Raw genomic sequence first — 5,157 nt, forward strand, 5'->3', positions numbered from 1 at the left:
AGGGCCGGGAGAAGGACCAGCCGCTGTGGCTGGGGTCGCTGAAGTCCAACATCGGCCACACCCAGGCCGCGGCCGGTGTCGCGGGTGTCATCAAGTCGGTCATGGCCCTGCGCAACGGGGAACTCCCGCGCACTCTGCACGTGGACGAGCCCAGCCCGAAGATCGACTGGGAGGCTTCCTCCCTGCGGCTGCTGACCGAGGCGCGGCCGTGGCCCGACGCCGACCGTCCGCGCCGGGCGGCCGTCTCCTCCTTCGGCGTCAGCGGCACCAACGCCCACCTCATCGTGGAGCAGGCGCCCGAAGCGGCGCCGACGGAGGAGGCGGACGCGCCGGGCACACCCGCGTTCACCGACGTGGCGCCGGTTGTGCTGCCGCTGTCGGGGAAGTCCCCAGCCGCGCTGCGCGCCCAGGCGCGGCAGCTCGCGGACCATCTGGCCCGCCACCCGGAGCTGACCCCGCACGACATCCTGCCCACCCTCACCCGCCGTACCGCACACGCCCACCGCGCCGCCGTGATCACCACAGGCACCGGGCACCTCCAGGACGCCCTGGCGGCGCTCGCCGCCCACACACCCCACCCGCACGTGATCACGGGCCAGGCCGTCAGCAGCGGCAGGACGGTCTTCGTCTTCCCCGGCCAGGGCACCCACTGGGCCGGTATGGGCGCCCGGTTGATGGAGACCAGCCCGGTCTTCGCCGCCAGCGTCCGCGAGACCGCCGCCGCCATCGCCCCGCACACCGACTGGGACCTGGTCGACGTCCTGCACCAGCGTGAGGGCGCTCCCTCCCTCGACCGTGTCGACGTCCTCCAGCCCGCCTCCTTCGCTGTGATGGTGGGTCTGGCCCGGCTGTGGCAGGCCCATGGCATCGAGCCCCAGGCCGTGGTCGGGCACTCGCAGGGTGAGATCGCCGCCGCGCACATCGCGGGGGCGCTGACCCTGAAGGACGCGGCCAGGGTAGTCACCCTGCGGGCGCAGACCATCGGCGCCCACCTCGCCGGACTCGGCGGCATGATGGCCGTGAGCCGCCCGCACGACCAGGCCCGTGAGCTGATCCGGCCCTGGGACACGCGCATCGAGGTGGCGGCCGTCAACGGGCCGTCGAGCACGATCGTCGCGGGGGACCCCGGCGCGCTGGAGGAGCTGAAGGCGCACTGCCGGACGCTGGACATCAAGTCCCGCATCCTGCCCGTCGACTACGCCTCCCACACCAGCCACGTCGCGAAGATCGAGGACCAGCTCCACGAGCAGCTGAAGGGAATCGAGCCCGGCCGGGCCACCATCCCCTTCCACTCCACCCTGGAGCAGCGCCTCATCGAGGACACCACGGTCCTGGACGGCGACTACTGGTTCCGCAACCTGCGCCACACCGTCCACTTCCACGCCACCCTCCAGAAGCTGGCGGAGCAGAACCACACCACCTTCATCGAGATCAGCGCCCACCCGGTGCTGGGCCCGAGCATCCAGGAAATCCTCGACGACGCCCCCGACGCGGGCCTCGCCACCGAGTCACTGCGCCGGGACGACGACTCCGCCCAGCAGTTCCTGACTGCTCTCGCCCGGATCCGCACGCACACCACCACCCACCCCCAGCCCCCCACGGCCGAACCCGCCACGCACCCCCTGCCCACTTACGCCTTCCAGCACCAGACGTACTGGCTGAAGCGGAAGCAGAACGCGGCGGCGGAACTGGCCACGGCCGGCCTCAGCACCTCCGGGCACCCGCTGCTCGGTGCCTTCGTCGAACTCCCGGACTCCGGCGGCCTGGTGGCGACCGGGCAGATAGCCCTCGCCACGCACACCTGGCTCGCCGACCACGCCGTGTCGGGCACCCCTCTCGTCCCCGGCGCGGGACTCGTCGAACTGGCCCTGCGCGCCGGTGCGGAGGTGGGCGCCGAACGTCTGGAGGAGTTCCTCATCGAGTCACCGCTGGTCCTCCCGGAGCGGGGAGCGCTGCGGCTGCGCGTCGTCGTGGGCGAGGAGGACGAACGCGGTCAGCGTGCCGTGGGTGTGTACTCCGGAGCAGTCGCGGAGGGCGCCGCCACGGTGTGGAGCCGCCACGGCAACGGTGTGCTCACGGCCCAGGGCGCCGCGACGGGCGGCTCCCTGGAGCAGTGGCCGCCGACCGGTGCGACACCGGTCGGGCTGGACGGCTTCTATGAGCGCAAGGCCGCCGAAGGGTACGCCTACGGCCCGGCGTTCCAGGGACTGCGGGCGGTCTGGACCCGCGGTGAGGAGACCTTCGCCGAGGTCCGCCTCCCCGAGGGCCCGCAGGACGACGCACCCCGGTTCGAGCTGCACCCCGTACTACTCGACGCGGCCCTGCACGCCGCCGCCGCGACGGCGGGCGACAGCACCGGGGAAGGCCTCCTGCTGCCGTTCGCGTGGCACGGCGTCACCGTGCACGCCACCGGCGCCTCCGCGCTGCGTGTACGGATCACCAGGAAGGCGAACACCACGCTCGCCCTCGACCTGGCGACCCCGGACGGGGCCCCGGTGGCCACCGTCGACGAGCTCGTCCTGCGTCCGGCCACGGGGGAGCTGCTCGCACCGTCCCCGGTGCGCGACTCGCTGTTCCGCACCGAGTGGACCAAGGCCACCCGTCCCGCCGAGGCTACCGGGGACGTCGACGTCGTCGACACCACCCGCTGGGGCAGTTCCGAAGGTCCAGACGGCGTACGGGAGTTCACCGCGCGTCTGCTGAGCGAGCTCCAGGCGTGGGACACGCGTTCCACGGTGGGCACCCGGCTGCTGGTGGTGACGCGCGGCGCCGTGTCCGTAGGGCCGGGTGAGGGCGCCGACCCCGTCGCCGCCGCCTTGTGGGGCCTTCTCCGGACGGCACAGGCCGAGCACCCCGGCCTCATCACGGTCGCCGACGTCGACACGGACATCGACACGGACGCCGACGCCCACGTACTGCGCGCCCTGCCCGGCCTCGCGGAGCCGCAACTGGCGCTGCGCGCGGGCGAGGCGTACGCGCCGCGGCTCGTACGGGACACCGGCGCCGGCACGGCAGCGGCACGGCCGCTCGACCCCGAGGGCACTGTCCTGATCACGGGCGGCACCGGCACCCTGGGCCGCCAGGTAGCCCGGCACCTGGTCACCGAGCACGGCATCCGGCAGCTGCTGCTGGTCAGCCGGCGCGGCCCGGACGGCGCGGGAGCGGACGAGGTCCGCGACGAACTGACCGGGCTCGGCGCCCACGTCACCATCGCCGCCTGCGACGCCGCAGACCGCGAGGCGCTCCGCGAACTCCTCGCCGCCGTACCCGACAAGCACCCGCTGACGGCGGTGGTGCACACGGCCGGCGTCCTCGACGACGGCATGCTGGCCGATCTGACGCCCGAGCGGTTCGCCACCACCCTGCGCCCCAAGGCGGACGCCGCCTGGCATCTGCACGAGCTCACCGAGAAGCTGGACCTGGCCGCCTTCGTGCTGTTCTCGTCGGCGGCCGGCACCCTGGGCAGCCCCGGCCAGGCCAACTACGCCGCCGCCAACGGCTTCCTGGACGGCCTCGCCGAGCTGCGCGCCGCACGCGGGCTCCCCGGGGTTTCGCTGGCCTGGGGCCTGTGGGCCGAGGCGTCCGGGATGACCACGCACCTGGCGGGCAAGGACCTCGGCAGGCTGTCCCGGCGCGGCGCGGTGGCTCTCGGCACCGAAGAGGGCCTGGCCCTGTTCGACGCGGGTCTGCGCTCCTCCGAGGCCCTGCTGCTGCCAGCCAGGCTCGACTTCGCCGCCCTGCGGGCGGAGGCGGCCGCCGGGCGCACCACCCCGCTGCTGCGTTCCCTCGTCCGCCCGCCCCGGCGCACCGTCCAGCAGGCCGGCGCCGTGGCGGAGGAGTCGCTGGCCGCGAAGGTCTCCGCGATGGACCCGGGGGACCGGCACGTCTTCCTGCTCCAGCTGGTCCTCACCCGGGTCGCGGCCGTCCTCGGCCACGACGGGGCGGACGCGGCCGTCGCGGAGCTGACGTTCAAGGAGATCGGCTTCGACTCCATGCTCGCGGTGCAGCTGCGCAACAGCCTTGCCGAGTCCACCGGGATCCGGTTGCCGGTCACCCTGGTCTTCGACTACCCCACGCCGTCCGAACTCGCCGGGCAACTGCTGGGCGAACTGCTCCCCGACGAGTCGGCCGAGGCCGGACAGAGCGGAGCCCCGGCCGACCGGGAGACCGACGAAGCGCTGGAACGCATCGCCGCCATGGACGTCGACGACCTCGTGGCCCGTGCGCTCGCCGGCGCCACCACTGAACCCCAGCCCTCCGGGGAGGCATCGTGACCACGCCCAACGACAGAATCGTCGAAGCCCTGCGCACCGCCGTGATGGAGAACGAGCGGCTGCGCGCGGAGAACACCCGTATGACCCAGTCGGCGCACGAGCCGATCGCGGTCGTGGGGATGGGATGCCGGCTGCCCGGCGGCGTCCGTTCGCCGGAGGACCTGTGGCAGCTCGTGGCCGAGGGCCGTGACGCGGTTTCGGAGTTCCCCGTCAATCGTGGCTGGGACCTGGAGAACCTGTACGACCCGGATCCCGACCAGCCCGGCAAGAGTTATACGCGCCACGGCGGGTTCCTGCACGACGCCGACGCGTTCGACGCCGGGTTCTTCGAGGTGTCGCCGCGTGAGGCGCTGGCGATGAACCCCCAGCAGCGGCTGCTGCTGGAGGTGGCGTGGGAGACGTTCGAGCACGCCGGACTCGACCCGGCCGCCCAGCGCGGCAGCGACACCGGTGTCTACACCGGCCTCATGTACCACGACTACGCCTCGCAGCTCACCCAGATCCCGGTGGAGCTGGAGGCGACCCTGGGCGTCGGCAACAGCGGCAGTGTGGCCTCGGGCCGTCTGTCGTACGTGTTCGGCCTCCAGGGGCCGTCGCTGACGGTGGACACGGCGTGCTCGTCGTCACTGGTCTCGATCCACCTCGCGGTGCAGGCGCTGCGGCAGGGCGAGTGTTCGATGGCCCTGGCCGGTGGTGTCGCGGTGATGGCGACCCCGGCGACGTTCGTGGAGTTCTCGCGCCAGCGGGCGCTCTCCGCCGACGGCCGCTGCCGGGCGTACGCGGCGGGCGCGGACGGGACCGGCTGGGCGGAGGGCGCCGGGCTCGTCCTGCTGGAGCGGCTGAGCGACGCCCGGCGCAACGGGCACCAGGTGCTCGCGGTGAT

The 5,157-nt window shown here is 73.4% G+C and carries 2 protein-coding genes; both read left to right on the forward strand.

The features are described 5' to 3' along the window. A partial coding sequence (locus ACZ4MU_RS35110; protein WP_467883677.1) for an SDR family NAD(P)-dependent oxidoreductase occupies positions 1-4,274 on the forward strand: 4,274 nt, incomplete at its 5' end. Further along, positions 4,271-5,157: beta-ketoacyl synthase N-terminal-like domain-containing protein (locus ACZ4MU_RS35115; RefSeq protein WP_467883679.1), on the forward strand; the 887-nt coding region annotated here is incomplete at its 3' end. The genes ACZ4MU_RS35110 and ACZ4MU_RS35115, both read left to right, overlap by 4 nt.

The organism is Streptomyces sp. NPDC026377 (genome assembly GCF_055567715.1).